The 19,047-nt window shown below is 35.4% G+C and carries 13 protein-coding genes; 3 read left to right on the forward strand and 10 right to left on the reverse strand.

The genetic code is table 11. From position 1 onward, the window contains the following. Window positions 1–26 precede the first annotated feature (26 nt). Entirely contained in the window at window positions 27–1,310 is a 1,284-nt protein-coding gene (locus BLP44_RS10470) for a DUF6624 domain-containing protein (protein WP_066034949.1), read from the forward strand. A gap of 4 nt (window positions 1,311–1,314) precedes the next feature. On the opposite strand, the gene BLP44_RS10475 is transcribed toward BLP44_RS10470, so the two are convergent. The 5 genes from BLP44_RS10475 to BLP44_RS10495 form a co-directional block, all read right to left on the reverse strand. Next, window positions 1,315–3,315: a heavy metal translocating P-type ATPase gene (locus BLP44_RS10475; RefSeq protein ID WP_211516879.1), complete on the reverse strand. Its 2,001-nt coding sequence runs from the start codon at window positions 3,313–3,315 to the stop codon at window positions 1,315–1,317. A 275-nt stretch (window positions 3,316–3,590) separates the two neighbouring features. Further along, the gene (locus BLP44_RS10480) at window positions 3,591–4,868 is read right to left on the reverse strand and encodes an efflux RND transporter periplasmic adaptor subunit (protein WP_091132618.1); all 1,278 of its coding nucleotides are present in this window, start codon (window positions 4,866–4,868) and stop codon (window positions 3,591–3,593) included. Between the two features lie 2 nt (window positions 4,869–4,870). After that, window positions 4,871–6,112: a TolC family protein gene (locus BLP44_RS10485; protein ID WP_091132923.1), complete on the reverse strand. Its 1,242-nt coding sequence runs from the start codon at window positions 6,110–6,112 to the stop codon at window positions 4,871–4,873. Window positions 6,113–6,257: 145 nt separating this feature from the next. Then, window positions 6,258–9,377: an efflux RND transporter permease subunit gene (locus BLP44_RS10490; RefSeq protein ID WP_091132622.1), complete on the reverse strand. Its 3,120-nt coding sequence runs from the start codon at window positions 9,375–9,377 to the stop codon at window positions 6,258–6,260. 119 nt (window positions 9,378–9,496) lie between these two features. Beyond that, window positions 9,497–9,820 (reverse strand): DUF6660 family protein, encoded by a 324-nt coding sequence (locus BLP44_RS10495; RefSeq protein ID WP_123907014.1) that lies wholly within the window; start codon window positions 9,818–9,820, stop codon window positions 9,497–9,499. A 306-nt stretch (window positions 9,821–10,126) separates the two neighbouring features. On the opposite strand from BLP44_RS10495, the gene BLP44_RS10500 reads away from it, so the two are divergent. Then, the gene (locus BLP44_RS10500) at window positions 10,127–11,248 is read left to right on the forward strand and encodes a hypothetical protein (protein ID WP_008463216.1); all 1,122 of its coding nucleotides are present in this window, start codon (window positions 10,127–10,129) and stop codon (window positions 11,246–11,248) included. A 10-nt stretch (window positions 11,249–11,258) separates the two neighbouring features. Continuing rightward, window positions 11,259–12,023 carry a porin family protein gene (locus tag BLP44_RS10505; RefSeq protein WP_008463215.1) on the forward strand — a complete coding sequence of 255 codons (765 nt, stop codon included), beginning with the start codon at window positions 11,259–11,261 and terminating at the stop codon, window positions 12,021–12,023. Window positions 12,024–12,091: 68 nt separating this feature from the next. Here BLP44_RS10505 and BLP44_RS10510 read toward each other — a convergent pair whose 3' ends face one another. The 5 genes from BLP44_RS10510 to BLP44_RS10530 are packed head-to-tail and all read right to left on the reverse strand — an operon-like array spanning window position 12,092 to window position 18,662. Continuing rightward, a complete protein-coding gene (locus BLP44_RS10510) occupies window positions 12,092–12,685 on the reverse strand; it encodes a chemotaxis protein CheB (RefSeq protein WP_008463214.1) in 594 nt (197 codons plus the stop codon). Further along, window positions 12,664–13,476, reverse strand: a complete 813-nt coding sequence (locus BLP44_RS10515) for a CheR family methyltransferase (RefSeq protein ID WP_008463213.1) — start codon at window positions 13,474–13,476, stop codon at window positions 12,664–12,666. Before BLP44_RS10515 ends, BLP44_RS10510 begins: the two co-directional genes overlap by 22 nt. Next, window positions 13,473–13,850: a response regulator gene (locus BLP44_RS10520; protein WP_008463212.1), complete on the reverse strand. Its 378-nt coding sequence runs from the start codon at window positions 13,848–13,850 to the stop codon at window positions 13,473–13,475. Before BLP44_RS10520 ends, BLP44_RS10515 begins: the two co-directional genes overlap by 4 nt. Before the next feature lie 17 nt (window positions 13,851–13,867). Next, entirely contained in the window at window positions 13,868–17,431 is a 3,564-nt protein-coding gene (locus tag BLP44_RS10525; protein WP_091132626.1) for a response regulator, read from the reverse strand. A 16-nt stretch (window positions 17,432–17,447) separates the two neighbouring features. Beyond that, on the reverse strand, window positions 17,448–18,662 hold the full coding sequence (locus BLP44_RS10530; RefSeq protein WP_008463209.1) for a hybrid sensor histidine kinase/response regulator: 1,215 nt from the start codon (window positions 18,660–18,662) through the stop codon (window positions 17,448–17,450). Window positions 18,663–19,047 lie beyond the last annotated feature (385 nt).

Below are 19,047 nucleotides of genomic sequence, written 5' to 3' on the forward strand. Positions count from 1 at the left end.
ATTTTCATCTTTCAAAAAGCTGAAAAATGATTTTAAAATATCTGAAACCATTTGGACTTGTCTTGCTGTTATTTAGTTTTTATACTTCTAAAGGACAAAACAATCTGAGTAACGAAGCTTTGCTTGCAGAAGCTTCGTTATTGCATCTTCAAAAAGATTATAAAAATGCTATTCTGAAACTGGAGAAAGCATTTTCAATCCAAAAGCCAGATGCTTTGAATGCCTACAAAGCGGCTGGAATGTATTCGCTTGACGAAAATAAAACTAAAGCTTTACAGTATTTAAACTTATCGCTAGATAAAGGCTGGACAGAAGCCGATCAATTACTGATCGATCCATATTTTGATTTCATTAGAAATAATTATTCTGAAGAATGGAAAATCATTGTGCAAAAAGCGCATTTAAAAGAACAAGAATATGAAAAGACACTGAAACTGCCAGAACTTCGAAAACAAATTAACGCAATGGGAATTGAAGACCAGAAAGTCAGGTATTCTAAAATTCAAACTTCAGATCCCGAAAAATTGAATGCTTTACAGCAGAAAATTAACGAACTGGATTATAAAAATCTTTCTACGGCAAAAGAGATTCTAAGAAGCAACGGCTGGCCAAAAATATCTCAAATAGGAAAAGATGGCGCTCATAATTTCTGGCTTATTGTCCAGCACTCAGATCAAGATATTTTGTTCCAAAAAAAGGCTTTGGAAGAAATGGAAAAATTAAAAGGGACAAAAGAACTTGAAATTGAAAATTATGCATTTTTGTATGACAGAGTTCAATGCAATTTAAATTACAAACAAGTTTACGGAACACAAGTAAATTGGACGCAAAATGGAGAAGCTTCGAGTTTTCGAAGTATCATCAAAGAAAATGAAACCGATAAAAGAAGAGCCTCTTTAGAACTTCTTCCTTTAAGAATTTATGCTTTGAATTATGGTTTTAAATACATTCTTCCAACAGCAGCAATTGCTTCAAAAAAGGATCAAAAAGACAAAGAAGATACTTTAAGTCTCATCAACTCCGCTAAAAAATATTATGAATCAAAAGAATTTCAGAATGTCTATGAAAATTATAATAACGCTTCAATGATTTTAGGAGGAATGACTAGCGCTCAAAATTTTGAAGCAGCAGAACTTTTTGCGAAAATTTACAATCAAACGAACGAAGAGCAATATCGAAGTATTGCTTTAGATTTTTTAAGTTTAAACCATCTTAGAGGCGATTTAAACTTAAAATCATTATTGTCGAATGCTGCATTTCAAAAATTCTATTCTGAAAATAGATGGAAAGATATTGTCGGCAGTTTATAATCTCTTAAAACCTCATCCTCTGAATCCTAACCGCATTCAAAATCGCTAAAAGTGCTACTCCCACATCTGCAAAAACAGCTTCCCACATGGTTGCAAGTCCGCCCGCGCCAAGAATTAAGACAAAAGCTTTAACTACGAATGCCAAAGTAATATTCTGCCAGACAATCTTTTTGGTTTGTTTCCCAATATTGATTGCCATTGCAATTTTGCTAGGTTTATCATCTTGAATAACCACATCGGCAGTTTCTATTGCAGCATCGCTTCCTAAACCTCCCATCGCAATTCCAACCGTACTTAAAGCAATTACAGGCGCATCATTGACGCCATCGCCCACAAAGGCAATTGTTTCGTTTTTGGCTTTAATTTCATTGACTTTATTGACTTTATCTTCTGGAAGCAAATCACCAAAAGCTTTTGTGATTCCCAATTTATCAGCAACAAATTGAACCACATTGGTTTTATCTCCGCTCAACATGGTCAATTTTACTCCTAAAGATTTTAGTTTAGAAACCGTTTCTTTAGCATCTGCTTTAATTTCATCTGCAATAGTTAAGTAACCAGCGAATTTACTTTCGTAAGCGATAGCAATTGTCGTATAAACGATTGAAGATGGATCAATGTCATACGAAATCGAATATTTATCCAAGAGTTTAAAATTCCCAACAAACAATTCTTTTCCGTTGTGAGTTGCTTTTAGTCCATGCCCTGAAATTTCTTCGATTTCTTTTAATTCTACCGAAGAATCAATTGGTCCAACATGATTGTGAATAGCTGTAGCCACGGGATGCGTGCTTCTATTTTCAAGAGCATTGACTAATCTTAAGATTTCATCTTTATCAAATTCAGGTTTTATGATGACTTCTTGAACTTTAAAAACACCTTCGGTCATAGTTCCTGTTTTGTCTACCACAACATTCTGAATCGTCGAAATACTGTCAAGGAAATTACTTCCTTTAAACAGAATTCCGTTTCTGCTCGCAGCGCCGATTCCGCCAAAATATCCCAACGGAATACTGATAACCAAAGCACAAGGACAGGAAATAACCAAGAAAACCAAAGCTCTGTACAACCAATCAGTAAAAACATAATCATCAACAAAAACCATCGGAATCAAACAAATTCCAATGGCGAGAAATACCACAATTGGCGTATAAATTTTCGCAAACTTTCTGATAAACAATTCCGCTGGTGCTTTTTTGGTTGTGGCATTTTGTACGAGTTCCAGAATTTTAGACAATTTACTGTCGCTGTAAGCGGTTGTTACTTTTACTTCGGCAATCGTATTGCCATTTATCATTCCTGCCAAAACAGTTTCGCCTTTCTTCTTAGTATCGGGTTTACTTTCTCCCGTTAAAGCAGCTGTATTGAATGAAGCCGAATCAGATAATAATTCGCCATCCAAACCTAATTTTTCTCCAGCTTTAAGCTGAATAATCGCTCCAATCTGTACCTCTTTAGCTTTTACTTTTACTGCGACATTGTTTTCTAATATGTGAACCTCATCGGGACGCTGATCCAGCAGACTTTTAATACTCGATTTTGCTCTGTTAACCGCCATTCCCTGAAAAGTTTCTCCAATCGTATAAAACAGCATAACGGCAACACCTTCTGGATATTCTCCGATGGCAAAAGCTCCGATTGTAGCAATGCACATGAGGAAAAACTCAGAGAAAATGTCTCCTTTTACAATACTTTCATAAGCTTCTTTTAAAACAGGAAGCCCGACTGGAAGATACGCAATTGCATACAACGCAATTCTAACATATCCTGTAAACCAATCTTGCGGAAAATAATTATCTAAACCAATTCCGAAAATCAGTAAAATAAAGGATACAATCGAAGGCAAAAATAGTTTAAACCAACTGCCACTTGCATTGTGTTCATGATCATGTCCATCGTGATCATGTGCCTCATTATCAGAATGCACGGGTTCATCATGCGAACAGCAGCAGGAAGATTTGGCTTTATTTGTAGCGTTTTTTACTTCTTTATCTTGATGTATCATTTTTTTGAGTTTCATGCTTCAGGTTTCATGCTTTGAATGCCTGAAGGTATGTTTAAATAATGTTCTAAATTTAAGCATTTTGTGGGAAAGTTTATTGCCACAAAGGCACTAAGACGTTAAGTTTTTTTAGTCTGATGGAGTTAATCTCGCAATTCCGATAGCTATCAGGATTGTGAGCAAATTCTACTCCAACAAAAAACTTAGCCCCTTAGTATCTTAGCAACTTAGCATCTTAAAAAAAACTTTGTGCCTTAGCGTCTTCGTGGCAAAACTAGCTAGTGGGTGTGCTCTCCTCCGCCCTTCATGGCAGACAGCAGATAAAATGCGCCTTTTGTGACAATTCTAGCATTGGCCGGAATATCATGTACGAGCTTCACTTCGGTAAAACCCAAATCGGTTGTTCCCGGCATAACTTCTATTGCTTTAAAATGAATTTCTTTTTCATGAGCTTCTTCCTTTTCTCCTGCTGAATGTTCATGTTTTTCTTCCGCATGCTCTTCTTCTTCAATGAAGACAAAATACTTATCGGCATTTTTGACAACCGCATCTTTTGGAAGAGCTGGGACAGTGGTGTTTGTAATATTGATATTTGCCGAAACATACATTCCCGGAATCAGCCCTTTGGCATCAGCAGGATCGATTTTAGCGTGAACAGCGACAGTTTTGCTTTCGTTGGAGAAAGATTTATTGATTCCGAAAATCTTCCCTTTAATCGATTTATTGGATTGATTCGTTAAGACAAAATCAATGACTTGACCAATCGAAATGGATCCCAAATCTTTCTCATACACATTCAAATCCAAATGCATCTGACTGTTGTCAACAACTTCAAAAAGCGAAACCCCTGTATTCGCAAAAGCGCCTTTCGCAATATTGATTTTTCCAACAAAACCATTTATCGGGGAAACAATTGGAACGACAGACGAACTTCCTTTTGTATTCACATGCAAAGCATCAAGTTTATTTTTTGCCGCTTGTGCGCGAGCTCTTTCTGCTGCTAATTTCGCTTTTACTTCTTGAAAAGTCTTTCTCGGATTCACATTTTCATCACTCAAGGTTTTCTGGCGGTTATATTCTAACTGTAAATATTCAACATTGGCAACAGCCGATTGGTAATCTTCCTGCATTCCAATAACTTCCAGATTTTGAATTGTGGCCAATACTTTTCCTTTGTTTACATACGTTCCTTCCAAAACAAAAATGTCTTTAACCGTTCCGCCAATCAAAGTCGAAACTTCAGCAGAATTTTGCGGGGGAACCGTCGTATAACCATTTGCTTTAATGACTTTATTTAGGTTTCGATCTTCCACAAATCCAGTTTCAATTCCCACTGTTTTGTATTGAGAAACTGTTAACGCCACTTCTGTAGTTGATTTTTCTTCTTCCTGTGGTTCTTCTGTCTTTTTTTCGCTACAACTAATTAAGGTAACCGCAAGGCACGCAATCCCGATAGCTATCGGGAGCAAAGCACGCAAGGAAATTAAACTTTGCGAACTTTGCGTTAAAATCTTTGCGCTCTTTGCGGTTAAATTATTTTCAGATATATTTTTCATTTTTAATTGTTTTTGATAGTTGGAAATTGAAGTTCGATGGCACTTTGATTATAGCTGTGCGTTGCCTCTGCAAATTGTTTTTTAATATCGATTGCTTGATTTAGAAAGCTTATGTACGACCAATAACTCATATCACCATTAGCATAACTTTTTTGAGCCGTTTCAATAATCTGATTAGCGTATTGCAAACCTTCATTTTTATAATAATTTAGGTTCTTCTGCTGTTTTTGAAAGTTGTTCTGCAATTCTTCTCGTTGCAGATTCAGCATCATTTTGTTTCTATCTAAAGCCAATTGAGACTGCGAAACACTAATTTCTGCTGCTTTTGCTTTAGTAGTATTAACACCTCCAAACAACGGAATCTGCAAACCTGCCGTAAATCCCTGAAACAAAGATTCAGTATTTATCGTCTGTGCAAAATATCCTAAACCAACTTTTGGCGTACGCAGCGCCTTAAGTGTTCCTGCCTCTTTCTGATATACTGAAATTTGCTGCTGATAAAAATCGGTCATTAGAACTTCTGCTTTTGTATTTTCCTGACTTTCTATAAAAGTGTATTGCAAAGCGGTATTTGAATCAGGAACTATATTTTCATCTGTCTGAATGAAAAACTGCAATTGTTTCTGATAAATCGCCAAATCGTATTCTAACTGTGCTTTCTGGGTTTCAATTTCTTTTACTTTTGCTTTCGCGCTGATGACTTCAATGTTTCCGCTTTCCCCTGTTTTAAAACGCAGTTCAGCATTTTTTAGAAATTTTGTATAAATATCATTCAATTCTGAATTGAGTTTCTGTATCGAAATGCCATACAAATATTGATAATACGCCAATGTAACCGCTTTTTCGATTTCATAAGAAGACAGCGCTTTTCTTTTCTCTGCTAATTTTGCCAATTCTTCCTGCAATTGTCGGTTGGCTTTTGTAATATTTCCTAGAGGAAAAAACTGCTGTACCGAAACATTATGGTCAAAATCGACACTATTGAACTGACCGCCCTGATACTGTACTTGCAAAGGATCTGGCTGAAAAGCTGCTTTTTTGAGAACGGTTTGTTTTTCGATTTCTTTATCGGCAATTTTTAAATCGATGTTGTTTGATTTTGCTAGTTCTATGGCTTTTTCCAGACTTATAGATTGTTGTGCAAATGCTACTGTAGTTGCCAATAGAAACGCAATTAACCGCAATCCTGGCAACCATCTGAAGCAGAGATTTTTCGATTGATTTTTATATTTTAAATTTTTCATTTTTATCATTTTTGTCTCCCGCAGATCTCGCAGATTAAGCAGATTTTTTCTTTTTAAATTAATCTGCCAGATCTGCTTAATCTGCGAGAAAAATTATTTTCTACACGTAGCAATAAATTATCTAATTATCAAATTTTCTCATTTACTAATTATCTCTGCGGTTAAATCTCTCCAACAATAAATACAAAATTGGCAAAACGATTAAGGTCAATAAAGTCGCTGAAATTAATCCGCCGATTACTACGGTTGCTAGCGGTTTTTGCACTTCTGCTCCGCCGCTTGTAGATAATGCCATTGGCAGAAATCCTAATGAAGCCACGGCTGCGGTCATTAAAACAGGACGCAAACGTGTTTTGGTTCCGATCAAGATTCTTTGAAACGGATCTGAAATACCTTCTGTTTTTAATTGATTGAAATACGAAATCAGTACAATTCCGTTTAGAACGGCAATTCCGAACAAAGCGATAAAACCAATTCCGGCAGAAATACTAAAGGGCATTCCTCTCAGCGAAAGCGCAAAAACACCTCCAATCGCCGATAACGGAATCGCACTAAAAATTAGCAACGCTTGTTTAGCGCTTTTAAAAGTAAAATACAGCAAGACTAAAATCAGTCCTAAAGCAATTGGCAAGGCTACAGAAAGTCGTTTGGATGCTTCAATCAGATTTTCAAATTGTCCTCCATAAGTCACATAATAACCAGCTGGAAGTTTGAAACTTTTGTCCAGTTTTGCTTGAATTTCTTCTACGACACTTTTAATGTCTCTTCCGCGAACATTTAATCCAACCGTTATTCTTCGTTTTCCGTCTTCGCGAATGACTTGTACAGGGCCTTGCTCATATTCAACAGAAGCCACTTGCGAAAGCGGCACTTGCTGGCCACTTGGCAGCGGAATAAACAAATTGCTCACATCTGTAATATTGCCACGATTGTTTTCGTCCATTCTCACCACAACATCAAACCTTTTGCTTTCGTCATAAATTTTTCCTGCCACTTCTCCCGCAAAAGACGAACGGATGATTTGGTTAATGTCTGAAATATTCAGCCCATACAGCGCAATTTTATCATAATCATATTTAATGGTAATCTGTGGCAATCCTGTTACTTTATCAGCTTTTAAATCTCCAATTCCATCAATTCCTTTTATTTTCGAAATCAATTCTGCTGCTTTGGCATCCAGTATTTCCAAATCGTCTCCAAAAATCTTGATCGCAATATCAGAACGGCTTCCTGTCATTAATTCATTAAAACGCATCTGAATGGGTTGCGAAATCTCGATATTCGCACCAGGAATAATTTCCATCTCCTTTTTCATGGCGTTGGCGATTTCTTCCCAATTTCGGTATTTGCTTCTCCATTCTTTCTTGTCTTTTAAAACAATAATCAAATCCCCACTTTCAATTGGCATGGGATCGGTTGGAATTTCACCGCTTCCTATTTTGGTCACAATAGTTTTGATTTCTGGGAATTTGGCTTTTAGAATCTGTTCATATTTAGTCGCAGTTTCAACCATCTGCGTAAGTGAACTTCCCGTCATAATAGTGGCATTGATTGCCAAATCGCCTTCTTCGATTGTTGGGATAAATTCGCCTCCCATGTTTTGGAAAACAATAAATGCAAAAGCAAAAAGTCCGACAGCGACTGAAAGCACCACTTTTTTAAACTCTAAAGCTTTTTTCAATAAAGGAGTATATAGGCTTTCTAACCATGCCATCATGCGGTCGCTGAAATTTTCTTTATGCTCTGTTTTTTTTGAAAGAAATAAAGCGCTCATCATCGGGATATAGGTCAGAGAAAGAATAAAAGCTCCGATAATGGCAAAACCAACAGTCATAGCCATTGGCTTGAACATTTTTCCTTCGGTTCCGATTAAAGCTAGGATTGGCAAATAGACTATTAAAATGATAATTTCGCCAAAAGCGGCGCTGTTTCTAATTTTTGAAGCTGAATTATAAACCTCAATGTCCATTTCTTCCTGCGTTAATTCTTTTTTGTTTTTGAATTTCTGGAGATGATGCATCGTGGCTTCCACGATAATAACGGCACCGTCGACTATGATTCCAAAATCTATAGCACCAAGGCTCATTAGGTTTCCGCTTACGCCAAAGGCATTCATTAAAATAACGGCAAACAGCATCGCCAGAGGAATTACTGAAGCGACAATGAGTCCTGCACGAAGATTTCCTAAAAATAAAATCAAGACAAAAATGACGATTAATGCTCCTTCTAATAAATTCTTTGCAACGGTACTAATAGAGTTATCTACGAGTTTTCCTCTATCAATAAAAGCTTCGGCAACCACTCCTTCTGGAAGGCTTTTGTTTATCTGCTCCATTTTTTCGTGAACACGGTTTACAACAGCGCTCGAATTTTCACCTTTCAGCATTAAAACCATTCCGGAAACAATTTCACCTTTTCCATCTTTGGTCGAAGCTCCATAACGTAATGCAATGCCTTCGCGAACCTGTGCTACATTTCGAACCAAAACAGGCGAACCATTTCGGTTTTTCACCACTACATTTTCAAGATCTTTTATGCCTTTAGCCATTCCGACACCGCGGATAAAATAGGTATACTGATCTTTTTCAATATAAGCGCCTCCTGTATTTTGATTGTTTTTTTCCAGCGCCTCAAAAATTTCGGTAATCGTAACGCCCAAACTATTGAGCATATTTGGGTTTACGGCAATTTCGAACTGTTTGAGTTTTCCTCCCCAAGAAGTTACCTCGGCAACGCCTTTAATTCCCTGCAATTGCGGAATAATAATCCAATCTTGAATAGTTCTCAATTCAATTGCACTGTATTTATTTTCGTAGCCTTTTTTGGCATAAACGTCATATTGGTAGATCTCACCCAATCCTGTCGAAATGGGCGCTAATTCAGGAGAATTTACATAATCGGGAATGTTTTCTTCGGCTTGTTTTAAGCGCTGGAATATCTGTTCACGAGCCCAATAAATGTCTACATCGTCTTCAAAAACAACAGTTACTACGGATAATCCGAAACGGGAAATACTGCGTAGTTCTATTACTTTTGGAACTGTTTTTACAGCTCTTTCTAAGGGATACGTAATTAATTGCTCGACTTCCTGACTTGCCAGTGTTGGCGAAGTTGTAATAATCTGAACCTGATTGTTGGTTACATCTGGCAGGGCATCGAGCGGTAACTTTTTAAGCGAATAACTTCCCCAAGCTATAAGCGCAAGGGTAAATAATAGTATTACGAATTTGTTTCGTATACTGAATTGAATGATTTTATCTAACATTTGGATATATAATGACGTGAGAAATTAGACAATAAATTGCCTGTAAATCTGTGAAAAGTCCACAACTCTCTCGCCCATTTCCGATTCCGATAACTATCGAAACTGAACAGGCATAATCATTATGCTATCTGAGGGGGCTGCCAAATACTTCCGTAGAAATTGGAAATAAAAACAGAATTATAATTGGGTAAAGCAATTGAAATTTGATTGTAAGCTTTAGGGAATTCAAAACTTACAGCAGAATGGTAACTTAAAACCTGTACACCGCAACAATTGCAGGCGCAAAACGGAGAACATAAATCGTTGGTTTTATCATGAGAATGATTATCTTCTGAAGCAAACTGAGCTGTTTTATGCATCGCACTGTTTACTTCCATATCAGCGCATGGCATATTAGACAACGCCAGCAGATAAATTGACAATATGATTCTTATCCATTTCACAGTTGTAAAAATACAATTTATTCTTTAATTTTTCATTTGGGCGAAATAATAATAGCAAAATAAAATATCGTCTAATGGTCTGAAAATTATTCCAATAGTTTTTTTATTTTATTTAAAAATTTTATGAGCGGTAAGAAAATTTCGTTAACTTTAACAATAATTTTAACACTTCTTTAAGTTCCTAATTTTAATTCTTTAAAAAATCATTTTTCTATAAGCCAAAAAAAATAACAAGAGATTCTCTACGCACATTAGTACAATTTTATTTTTCGCAGTCTAATTAATTAATTTTAAATATTCTAATCAATGAAATGTAAGACACTAATATCAGCCTCTTTATTATTTTTCAGCATGCAAATTTTCGGACAGGTTTATACCGATAAAATTGTAGGAGAAAAAAACCAGACATTAAAAGACAGTCTTAAAACAGAAAAATATCCTTACGCTCTTCCTATCTGGGGAGAAAAAGTAGCCCAAAAAGGATATAAACTTCCTTATTCAGCCGGTTTATCTGTAAACTGGTTTTGGCAGGAGTCTGATATTGTAATCAACAATCTGCAAATTGGCTTTAATCATGGACCACAATATAATCTAGATGAGATTGTACGATTTGACAAATCATCAGTTGAGGCTACCGCGTTAACTATCAGACCTGATATCTGGCTTCTTCCTTTTTTAAATATTTATGGAATTTTTGGAAAAGCTAATACTGCCACTAAAATTAATGCCGGAATCTGGATTCCAGATGCTGATAATAATTGGTCTGAAATAACTACTTTCAGCACCAGAGCCAATTTTAATGCCACAACATTTGGTCTGGGAATGACACCAACCATAGGTATTGGAGGCGGCTGGCTGGCTCTTGATATGAATATGGCTTGGACCGATATTAGTTCGCTTGACAAACCCGCCTTTTCTTATGTATTTGGACCTCGATTAGGAAAAACCTTTAAATTTAATAAACCAGACACAAATATTGCGGTTTGGGTGGGCGGATTTAGAGTTCATATTGCTGGAGATACAAACGGAGATCTGCCGTTATCTGATTTCATTAATTTAGAAGGAGCTCAAGAAAAAGTAGATAATGGTCTGGCTAAAGTGGCAGAAAACCAAACCAAAGTAGACAACTGGTGGGATGGTTTAACTCCTGCCGAACAAAAAAATCCTGCTAATATAGCGAAGCATAATACGGCAAATAGAGCTTTAGAAAGCGCTGGCAATATTTTAAATACATTAGACGGAGCGCTAAGTACAGCTGAAAATTCTTCTGTGCAATATTCTCTTCAAAAAAGACCAAAAGATATGTGGAACTTTATCATTGGATCTCAATATCAGTTCAACAAACATTTTATGTTTCGAGCAGAATGTGGCTTCTTAGGCTCTCGAACACAGGTATTAGGAAGTTTTCAATACCGTTTTGGACTTTAATTCAAATGGCATGAAAAAAGGTTTTCTAATCTTTATCACATTTTTTTGTATTACCACGGCACAATCACAAGTCTTAATTTCCTTAATATTTGGAGATAAACTCAATTCAGAGTTTTTGGAATTTGGTTTGGAGGGCGGTGCTAATTTTTCTACGATTTCTAATATGGGCTCCTCTGCTTTGAATCCGGGTTTTAACCTTGGCTTTTATTTTGATTTGAAATCTAGAAAAAACCCCGCTTGGATGATCAATACTGGCGTAATTGTAAAATCGCCTATGGGAGCTCAGGATATTCCGGTGTATTCTTTAAATGATGAAAATCTCGATAACACTTTTGCCGGCGGTCATGTGAATCGTGAAATCCGTTATTTTAATGTTCCGATATTAATTAAATATCAATTCAAAAACAATATTTACCTCAAAACAGGACCTCAATTTGGTTTATTGGCCAAAGCCTTTGATGAGTTTAAAAACGAAATCAATAATGATGATGTGGTCTACAAGAAAAACATTAGAGATCAGATTCATGTTATAGATGCCGGACTTGCTTTTGGTGCTGGCTATCATATGAATGTTGGAAACGGTTTGAATGTCACTGTTCAATATTATTACGGACTCGTTACTGTAATGAAAGGTGATGGCCCGAACAATCAATTCAACAGATCTTTGTATGTTACAGCAGGAATTCCGATTGGAAAAGGTAAAGCGGCACAAAAAAGAGCTCAGAAAGAGGCTGAACTCAACAAAGTGGTTCTTCCTGAAGATGAGAAAAATTAAGAGATTGAAGATTTTAGATTGAGGATTAACGATTTTTGATTTCTCCATCTGAAATCAAAAATCGTTAATCAAAAACCAGCAATATTAATTCCTTTTATAAATTCCAGAATTTCTTCGGTGCTTAAAACAAAGTCAGGAACTGTATGCAGAATGGCGTTATTGGGCATAAAAGGCATTTCTGCTGAAAGCGGATTCTGAACGACACTTATTCCGCCAGCAGCTTGAATTGCCCTCAATCCGATTGTTCCATCTGAATTGGAACCTGAAAGTAATATTCCAATCAAATGTTCACCATATATTTCTGCCGCAGACTCAAAAGAGACATCTATGCTTGGCCTGCTATAGTTAACTTTTTCTGAAGTATCTAACGAAAGCGTTTCGTTTTTCTCAAACAATAAATGATAATTGGAAGGTGCGATATAAACAAACCCAGATTCAAATTTTACTTTATCTTCTACTTCTTTTACAGTAATTTTAGATTTTAAAGCAATTAAACTTTCTAAGGTTTGTTCGTCTGAGTTTTTTCTGTGAACCACAATTACAATCGCAAATGAAATTGGTTTTTCTATAAAAGGCAAAATCTGCAATAATGCCTGTAAACTTCCTGCCGAGCCGCCAATTATTACTACTTTACAATTTGTTATTCTTTTATTTTTCTCCATATTTTCTCTTTAGCAAATTGTTTGTATTTGGTCTGAGATATAGAATATTTTATCGTTTCTTTTGTTCCGAGTGCTAAAAAACCCAAAACAGCGAGACTGTCATCAAATAAATTAACGACTCTTTTCTGCAGATTATTATCAAAATAAATTAAAACATTGCGGCACAAAATAAGATCAAACTCATTGAATGAAGTGTCTGAAACTAAGTTATGTTGCGAAAAAACCATTTTTTCAGAAAGACTTTCATTAAATTTTGCAAAGCCGTAATTGGCGATGTAATAGTCTGAAAAATCCTGCTGTCCGCCAGCATCGCGATAATTATCAGCGTAATCTTTTATCATTCGTAATGGAAAGATACCGCTTTTTGCTGTTTCTAATACCGAAGCATTTATGTCTGTGGCATACAATATAGATTTATGCAGCAATCCAGCTTCTTTCAGCATAATAGCCATCGAATAGACTTCTTCTCCTGTAGAACATCCTGCATGCCAAATACGGATAAAAGGTTTGGTTCCTAATAGCGGAAGGACTTCTTTTCTGAGTGTCAAATAAAATGATGGATCGCGAAACATCTCGGTTACGTTAACCGTAATTTCGTCAATCATTCTTTTACAATATTCGGGATCAGTACGGACTTTAGACAAAAAATCATGAAAATGCTTAAATCCGTCTAAATAGAAAACACGGCTTACACGTCTTTTAAGTGAGGCTCTGGAATAACTTCCAAAATCAAAACCGTAATATTCGTAAACATCATTTATAAGAGTTTCTAATTCAATATCTTCAATCATAATTCATTTAAATTTCCTCCCAAAATCTGAAGTAATTTATCAACATCTACAGGTTTTGAGATATAAGCATCTGCTCCGGCTTGTAAACATTTTTCTTTATCTCCTGCCATTGCCTGCGCTGTTACGGCAACCACCAATGTGGATTTTTGTGATGGAATTGCTTTTATAAGCGGAATTGCCTCATAACCATCCATTTCGGGCATCATCATATCTATCAAAACGACATCTATCGATGAGTCTTCTTTTAATATTCTTAATGCTTCTTCGGCACTTAGACAAGAGATACAATCATACGATTTTGCTTTTAAGGTATTCACCATAGCAAAAATATTTCTTGAATCATCATCTACAATCAACACACGTTTTTTTCCCATTTAAAGCATTTTAAAGATTAGATTTTATCATAAAGCCATACTCGCAGCAATGATAACAGCTGGTCAACATCTACAGGTTTTGTAATATAATCTGAGGCTCCCGCCTTAATACATTTCTCTCTATCGCCAGTCATTGCTTTGGCCGTTACTGCTATTACAGCTAAGTTAAGAAATTTAGGGTTGCTTCTTATCTTTTCTGCTGTTTCATAACCATCCATATTTGGCATCATCATATCCAGCAATACCACATCGGTATCTGGATTTTCATCTAAAATTTTAATCGCTTCTTTTCCGTCAAAAGCCGTAATGACATTCATTTTAAATGCTTCTAAAGCTTTTGAAAGCGAATATATATTTCGTACATCATCATCTACAATTAATACTTTTTTCTCGAACAGAATGTTGTTCAGCGAATTCAGTTTTTTGTAGTTTTCTTTATTATTTCCTTCTTTCTTTTCTTCTACCAAATGAAGGAAAAGTGAAACCTCATCGAGCATTCTTTGATACGAATGTGCCGTTTTTACAATAATCGAATCGGCGTACTTTCTGATTTTTAATTCTTCTTTTATCGATAAACTTTTTCCGGTAAAAACAATCACTGGCAGATTTTCTAATCCTGGACTTTTCTTTACCCCATCTAAAATATCATAAGCCTGTTTGTCTGGAATTCCCATATCTAGAATCACGCAGTCTACATCTTCTTTACTCAAAGCCGATAAACCTGCCGAAACTTCGCTTTTTATTTCAGAATTGATGCTATAAGTCTCCAAGAAATAAGCCAATGCCTTAGCGTGTTTCGGATTATCTTCAATAATTAAAACCTTTTGAGATTCTTTGTTTATGATATGTTCAATACGCATAAAGACTTCGGGAATTTTATCAAAAGCCACAGGTTTGTCTAAGAAATCCACGGCGCCTTTCAATAAACTTTCCTGCTTTAATTTGTGCGATGACATAATGTGCACCGAAATGTGCTTGGTTTGTGAATGATTTTTCAATTCTTCCAAAACTTGCCAACCGCTTTTTATTGGCAATTCGATATCCAATAAAATTCCGATTGGTTTGTAGATTAAGGCAAAATTTAAGGCATAATCACCTCTAACTGCTACTACACCTTTATATCCTTTTTTCTGCGTAAAAGCCAATAATGATTTGGCAAAACTTATGTCGTCTTCTACAATCAGAATTACTTTATCGCCTTCTACAATTGAATCTCTGTCATCTTCAATTTCTTCAGGAACGACTTCGCTGATATATTTTGGTTTTACCTCTTCGATTTCGGCAGTTTCTTCGACTTCTTCTACATGCGGAATTTTATCTGCTGTAACTTTATTGATCGCGAATCCAAAAACTGGAAGACACAACGTAAATGTACTACCTTCATTGACTTTACTATGCAGGATAATTTCTCCTCTCAATAGTTTAGCCAATTCACGGCTAATAGACAATCCTAGACCAGTTCCGCCATATTTACGTTTAGTCGAACCGTCTGCCTGCTGGAAAGCTTCGAAAATTAAAGGCTGTTTTTCTAACGGAATTCCGATTCCAGTATCTTTTACAATAAAGCAGATTATTTTATCATCGTCTGTATCTACTTTGATTTCAAGAGAAACAGTTCCTTTTTCGGTGAATTTAATGGCATTCGAAATCAAATTTTTCAAAATCTGCTCCAAACGCATTTTGTCTGTTTTAATAACGATTGGCGCTTCTTTGGCAATAATTTCAAAATTAATTCCCTTTTCTTTTGCCACCATATAAAACAGATTATGAAGGTTATCTGTAATTTCTTTGGTCGAAACATCTAAGAATTCCAGATCCATTTTACCCGCTTCAATCTTAGATAAATCAAGAATTTCATCAATTAATCCTAACAAACTGTTTCCTGAACTCTGAATTACTTTTGCAAATTCGATTTCTTCATTGTTCATCGTTTTATTGTTATTTTCAGACAATAGACGGCTCAACAATAAAATTGAATTCAGTGGTGTTCTCAATTCGTGAGACATATTGGCCAAAAACTCAGATTTGTAACGAGTCGTTAATTCTAAAGCTTCTGATTTTTTCTGAATTTCTGTATTTTTCTCTTCTAACAGAACGCTTCTTTCAGATAATTCTTCGTTGGTTTGCTCCAACTCTTCCTGTTGCACGCGGAGTTCTTCTTCCGAAGCTTGCAATTTTTCGGTTTGAGCTTCTAATTCTGCATTTATCGCTTCCAATTCGCTATGCTGAATCTGCAATTCTTCTGCCTGAGATTTCGTTTCTTCAAGCAGTTCCATAACTCTTTTACGGTTTTGCGTCGCTTTCAAAGCAATTCCGATATTATTGGCAACCATATTCAGGAACTCTAATTGCAGCACAGAAAAACCATAAATACTCGCCAATTCAACAGCACCTTCTACTTTAAAATCCATTAGCGGAAGCGCCACAATATGAGTAGGCTTAATTTCACCTAAAGCATAATTGATATGAATGTTATCTGGCGAAAGTGATTTTAATTCCAACATTTTACCCGAAACAATTGCTTGCCCGATCAGACCTTCACCCTTTTTAATGCGTTCTCTATTTTTACTCGGTATATAGCTATAACCTCCGGAAATTGCCATTTCTTCTCCATCTACAACATACAAAACCCCAGCACTGCTGTTGGTGTACTGGCATAAAAATTCGATAACATCCTTAGATAATTTCTGAATAGTCTTTTCGCCCAACATTTTGTCATTCAAAGCTGCGACTCCTGACTGAAGCCATTCTTTTTGAGATAATAATTCAAAAGAATTTTTTAAAGAATCTTTCATCTCATGAATAGAAACTCCAAGAGCTCCCAAAGTATCAGATTTTCTATCATCAATCTGAACGTCATAATTTCCTCTAGAAATTTGAGATGCGATACCGCTTATTACTTGAAGCCTTTCAGCAGTTTCTTTATCTTTTTTCTCCAACTCATGCTGCAGCAAAGATCTTTCGTTGTAATCTTTTAGAATTCTAATCATAAAAACGATAGAAATAAGAAAAGCAATAAAAAAGGCAACAACGATTAAAATCAAACTATAATTGCCGTAGCGTTCTGAGTTTAAATTGCGTTCTTCTAAAAGTTTTTGTTCTGTATTTTCTACTTTTCTGATGATTGCTCTTATCTCATTCATCATTTTCCTTCCTTCATTCAGGTCGAAAATAAGCGTTTGTTTGCTTAAACGTTTTTTTACAATTTGATTGTTTAAATACTTAAAGAAACCAGAACGTTTGGTTCGCAACTCTTCTAATAATTTTCTCTGCGAAGGATTGTCGGATGTGAGTTCATCTAATTTTTCGAAATATTCATTTGATTTATTTTCAGCATCATTAAATCGCTCCACAAACTGTTCGTCGCCTGTAAGCAAATATCCCCTCATGCTGGTTTGGGCTTCGGTAATAATCGATGAACCTTCATTTAGGTTATAAATTACATCTTGAGTATGATTGACCCAGAAATTACTATTTAGTAAACTTTTAATACTTATAAAAGAAGCAACCGAACTCACAGTAAGTACAAGCAGTGATACTAGTGAACTAATTAATAAATTTCTTTTAAAATTACCATTCATATATTCTAAGTTATTTTTATTCGTATTTTAAAGGAAGAACAATGATAAAACTTGCTCCTTCTCCCGGTTTACTTTTTGCAGTGATTAATCCGTTGTGTTTTTCTATGATTTTCTTCGCGATTGCCAATCCGATTCCAGTTCCTTCATAGGTTTGGCGGTCGTTTAGGCTTTGAAAGATAATGAAAATTCGATCCAGATACATTTCATCAAAACCGATTCCGTTGTCTCTTACTATTATTCTGCAAAATTTACCTTCTGGAGAAGTCGGACTTTCTATTGATTTCTCCAAAATGGTTTCTGAAGTGATTTCGATTACCGGCTTTTCTTCATTTCCAGAAAACTTCAAAGCATTTCCAATCAGATTTTGAAACACTTGGCGCATCTGACTCGGAATGCTGTCAACCGTTGGAAGTTCATTGGTTTTTATAATGGCATTTTTCCGTTCGATCAAATAATCAAAATCCCCCAATACTTCCTGCAAAACAACATTTAAATCTGTTTTTTCAGGCTTAACCTGTGCCGAAAGTCTCGAATAAGCCAAAAGATCGGTAATTAAAGTCTGCATTCTTTCTGCAGATTTTATAGTTCGATCAACATAATCTACCGCTTTATCATCTGCTTTTAAGTAAAGGTCTTTTATTATTTTGATGAAAATTTGAATTTTACGGATAGGTTCATTCAAATCGTGCGACACCACCCAAGAAAACTGCTGTAATTCATGATTTCGAAGTTCCAGTTCTTCATTTTTCTGAACCAGTTCTTTTGTCCTTTCTGCAATTTTAATTTCAAGATTGTCCTGCGCTTCTTTTCTAATTTTGATTTCTTTAGAAAGCAGGTCTTTCATAGCTTTAAGCTCGTTCTGCTGCTCGTAAATCTTAAGGAAAGTTTTTACTTTAAGTATCAGCAAATCAGAGTCTACAGGTTTTGTAATATACTCAACAGCGCCTGTTTCGTAACCTTTAAAAATATATTTTTTCTCGGTATTAAGAGCCGAAAGAAAAATTACGGGAATATCTTTGGTACGCTGATTTCCAGAAAGGATTTTTACCACTTCAAAGCCATCAAGTCCAGGCATTTGAACATCCATAATAATCAGACAGTAATCTGTTTTAAGGATTTTTTTTAGTGCCTCTTCTCCAGATTCAGCACTATCAACATCGATATTATGCAGCTCTAATGTCTTTTTTAGAGCGATAATATTCGCTCTTATATCGTCTACAATTAATACCATGTCGGAAAACTAAATCGGTTGTAAATCAAAACACTTAATTTTAAAATAAAATATAAAAATTTTCTTATTTCTTAAACAAATTGCAAAATTGTCTGTTAAAAAATGATGTGGAAATCTCAAATGTATAAAAAAAATAATGGGGACCTTTTTTATTTAAATCAAAAATCTTTACAAAATTCCCATCTTTTAACACTATTCTGAACGTTATATATGATTCCTAGCCTGTTAGAAATTCTTAATAAATGAACCTTTTTTAAAAACAGAAGTATTTTCATACGTGATTTACAATTTGTTTTTTATTGAGGTAAATAAAATTTCTTTTAAGACAAACAAAATTTTTGCTTAAAGCTAATTTTAAATAGCATATAATGTTTAAATACGCAGA

Origin of the sequence: Flavobacterium anhuiense (assembly GCF_900101855.1) — a bacterium.
Classification (GTDB): Bacteria; Bacteroidota; Bacteroidia; order Flavobacteriales; family Flavobacteriaceae; genus Flavobacterium; species Flavobacterium anhuiense.

What these genes read in the sequence shown, in the direction of transcription:
- BLP44_RS10515 (WP_008463213.1), bottom strand. Translation starts at nt 13,476, where the DNA reads ATGATTGAAGATATTGAATTAGAAACTCTTATAAATGATGTTTACGAA.
- BLP44_RS10520 (WP_008463212.1), bottom strand. Translation starts at nt 13,850, where the DNA reads ATGGGAAAAAAACGTGTGTTGATTGTAGATGATGATTCAAGAAATATT.
- BLP44_RS10530 (WP_008463209.1), bottom strand. Translation starts at nt 18,662, where the DNA reads ATGGTATTAATTGTAGACGATATAAGAGCGAATATTATCGCTCTAAAA.
- BLP44_RS10525 (WP_091132626.1), bottom strand. Translation starts at nt 17,431, where the DNA reads ATGAATGGTAATTTTAAAAGAAATTTATTAATTAGTTCACTAGTATCA.
- BLP44_RS10485 (WP_091132923.1), bottom strand. Translation starts at nt 6,112, where the DNA reads ATGAAAAATTTAAAATATAAAAATCAATCGAAAAATCTCTGCTTCAGA.
- BLP44_RS10480 (WP_091132618.1), bottom strand. Translation starts at nt 4,868, where the DNA reads ATGAAAAATATATCTGAAAATAATTTAACCGCAAAGAGCGCAAAGATT.
- BLP44_RS10490 (WP_091132622.1), bottom strand. Translation starts at nt 9,377, where the DNA reads ATGTTAGATAAAATCATTCAATTCAGTATACGAAACAAATTCGTAATA.
- BLP44_RS10500 (WP_008463216.1), top strand. Translation starts at nt 10,127, where the DNA reads ATGAAATGTAAGACACTAATATCAGCCTCTTTATTATTTTTCAGCATG.
- BLP44_RS10470 (WP_066034949.1), top strand. Translation starts at nt 27, where the DNA reads ATGATTTTAAAATATCTGAAACCATTTGGACTTGTCTTGCTGTTATTT.
- BLP44_RS10510 (WP_008463214.1), bottom strand. Translation starts at nt 12,685, where the DNA reads ATGGAGAAAAATAAAAGAATAACAAATTGTAAAGTAGTAATAATTGGC.
- BLP44_RS10505 (WP_008463215.1), top strand. Translation starts at nt 11,259, where the DNA reads ATGAAAAAAGGTTTTCTAATCTTTATCACATTTTTTTGTATTACCACG.
- BLP44_RS10475 (WP_211516879.1), bottom strand. Translation starts at nt 3,315, where the DNA reads ATGATACATCAAGATAAAGAAGTAAAAAACGCTACAAATAAAGCCAAA.